This is a genomic window from Thermus tenuipuniceus (genome assembly GCF_002964845.1).
In the GTDB taxonomy this organism is placed as follows: domain Bacteria; phylum Deinococcota; class Deinococci; order Deinococcales; family Thermaceae; genus Thermus; species Thermus tenuipuniceus.
The window spans coordinates 1-2,335 of the sequence record NZ_PRDA01000082.1 but is presented as its reverse complement, the minus strand read 5'-3'; the positions used below and the strand labels follow the sequence as shown (position 1 = coordinate 2,335).

6 protein-coding genes are annotated in these 2,335 nt (G+C 63.6%); all 6 read left to right on the top strand.

Going from position 1 to position 2,335, the window contains the following annotated elements; translation table 11 throughout:
* A partial coding sequence (locus C2847_RS13085; protein WP_164835696.1) for an EF-Tu C-terminal domain-related protein occupies nucleotides 1-67 on the top strand: 67 nt, incomplete at its 5' end.
* A 43-nt stretch (nucleotides 68-110) separates the two neighbouring features.
* On the top strand, nucleotides 111-275 hold the full coding sequence (gene rpmG / locus C2847_RS12070; RefSeq protein ID WP_105318568.1) for a 50S ribosomal protein L33: 165 nt from the start codon (nucleotides 111-113) through the stop codon (nucleotides 273-275).
* Complete coding sequence (secE, locus tag C2847_RS12065; RefSeq protein WP_105318567.1) at nucleotides 275-457, top strand: preprotein translocase subunit SecE; 183 nt, start codon at nucleotides 275-277, stop codon at nucleotides 455-457. The genes rpmG and secE overlap by 1 nt, the downstream gene beginning before the upstream one ends.
* On the top strand, nucleotides 454-1,008 hold the full coding sequence (gene nusG / locus C2847_RS12060; protein WP_105318566.1) for a transcription termination/antitermination protein NusG: 555 nt from the start codon (nucleotides 454-456) through the stop codon (nucleotides 1,006-1,008). Before secE ends, nusG begins: the two co-directional genes overlap by 4 nt.
* A 44-nt stretch (nucleotides 1,009-1,052) precedes the next feature.
* Entirely contained in the window at nucleotides 1,053-1,496 is a 444-nt protein-coding gene (gene rplK / locus C2847_RS12055; RefSeq protein ID WP_105318565.1) for a 50S ribosomal protein L11, read from the top strand.
* Nucleotides 1,489-2,178, top strand: a complete 690-nt coding sequence (rplA, locus tag C2847_RS12050; protein ID WP_105318564.1) for a 50S ribosomal protein L1 — start codon at nucleotides 1,489-1,491, stop codon at nucleotides 2,176-2,178. The genes rplK and rplA overlap by 8 nt, the downstream gene beginning before the upstream one ends.
* Nucleotides 2,179-2,335 lie beyond the last annotated feature (157 nt).

Genomic DNA, 2,335 nt, shown 5'->3' with positions numbered 1-2,335 from the left:
GCGGTTTGCCATTCGTGAGGGTGGGCGGACCGTGGGCGCCGGCGTGGTCACCAAGATCCTGGAGTAAGCCTAGGGGCGGCTAGCCGCCCCGCGGGGAAAGGAGGTGAACCATGGCCAGCGAAGTCCGCGTTAAAATCCTCCTGGAGTGCACCGAGTGTAAGCGCCGCAACTACGCCACCGAGAAGAACAAGCGCAACACCACCACCAAGCTGGAGCTGAAGAAGTACTGCCCCTGGTGCGATAAGCACACGGTGCACAAGGAAGTGAAGGTCTGATGTTTACCCGGATTGTTCGCTACTTCCAGGAAGCCCGGGCCGAGCTTGCCCGGGTTACCTGGCCCACGCGGGAGCAGATCGTGGAGGGTACCCAGGCTATCCTGGTCTTCACCGTGGTGTCCATGGTGGTCTTGGGGTTCTACGATCTCGTCTTCCGGTTCCTGATAGGGCTTGTGCGATGAGCATTGAATGGTACGCGGTCCACACCTACGTGGGGCAGGAGGAGAAGGCCAAGGCCAACCTGGAGAAGCGGGTTAAGGCCTTCGGCATGGAGGACAAGATCTTCCAGGTGCTCATCCCCACGGAGGAGGTGGTGGAACTCCGCGAGGGGGGCAAGAAGGAGGTCGTCAAGAAGGAGCTCTTCCCCGGATACCTTTTTGTGCAGATGGACCTGGGGGACGAGGAGGAGCCCAACGAGGCCTGGGAGGTGGTACGGGGTACCCCGGGCATCACCGGCTTCGTGGGGGCAGGGCATAAGCCGGTACCCCTTTCCCCGGATGAGGTGCGGCACATCCTGGAGGTGTCGGGGCTTTTGGGCAAGAAGGAGGCCCCCAAGGCCCAGGTGGCCTTCCGGGAAGGGGATCAGGTCCGGGTGGTTTCCGGCCCCTTTGCCGACTTTACCGGCACCGTGACCGAGATTAACCCGGAAAAGGGCAAGGTCAAGGTCATGGTCACCATCTTTGGGCGCGAGACCCCGGTGGAGCTCGATTTCTCCCAGGTGGTCAAGGCTTAGGAGGCGTTTGCACCCCCAACTTGGGGGGAGCCTAGGAGGGAAAAATGAAGAAAGTCGTTGCTGTGGTGAAGCTTCAGCTGCCGGCTGGCAAGGCCACGCCGGCACCCCCGGTGGGCCCGGCTTTGGGCCAACACGGGGCCAACATCATGGAGTTCGTCAAGGCCTTCAATGCGGCCACCGCCAGCATGGGGGACGCCATCGTCCCCGTGGAGATCACCATCTACGCCGACCGCTCCTTCACCTTCATCACCAAGACCCCGCCCGCCAGCTACCTGATCCGCAAGGCGGCGGGGCTGGAGAAGGGGGCTCAGAAGCCCGGCCGGGAGAAGGTGGGCAAGATCACCTGGCAGCAGGTTCTGGAGATCGCCAAGCAGAAGCTCCCCGACATGAACACCACCGACCTCGAGGCCGCCGCCCGCATGATCGCAGGGTCGGCCCGCTCCATGGGGGTGGAGGTGGTGGGTGCCCCGGAGGTGAAGGATGCCTAAGCACGGCAAGCGCTACCGGGCCCTATTGGAAAAAGTGGACCCCAGCAAGGTCTACACCATCGACGAGGCCGCCCGGCTGGTGAAGGAGTTGGCCACCGCCAAGTTTGACGAGACCGTGGAGGTCCACGCCAAGCTGGGCATCGATCCCCGCAAGTCCGACCAGAACGTGCGCGGTACGGTTTCCCTCCCCCACGGCCTGGGCAGGCAGGTGCGGGTTCTGGCCATCGCCAAGGGGGAGAAGATCAAGGAGGCCGAGGAGGCCGGGGCCGACTATGTGGGCGGGGAGGAGATCATCCAGAAGATCCTGGATGGCTGGATGGACTTTGATGCGGTTGTGGCCACCCCGGACGTGATGGGGGCCGTGGGCTCCAAGCTGGGTCGGATTCTGGGACCGAGGGGGCTTCTGCCCAACCCCAAGGCGGGCACCGTGGGCTTCAACATCGGGGAGATCATCCGGGAGATCAAGGCGGGCCGCATCGAGTTTCGGAACGACAAAACCGGGGCTATCCACGCCCCCGTGGGCAAGGTGAGCTTCCCCCCGGAGAAGATCGCCGAGAACATCCGGGCCTTCATCCGGGCCCTCGAGGCCAGCAAGCCGGAAGCGGCCAAGGGCACCTTCCTGCGCTCGGTCTACGTGACCAGCACCATGGGGCCCAGCATCCGCATCAACCCTCACTCCTAAAGCCCTCTTGGCTTGGGGCCAGGGGCTGGCTGAACCCGGACAAACACATGTGAGACGCTGAAGGGGATAAAAGGATGGGGAACCGACCCTGCGGAGGTTCCCCCTATGCAGCTGACCACGGCTGGCAAAGACCTATGGCGAGGAGCTAAGGAAGCGC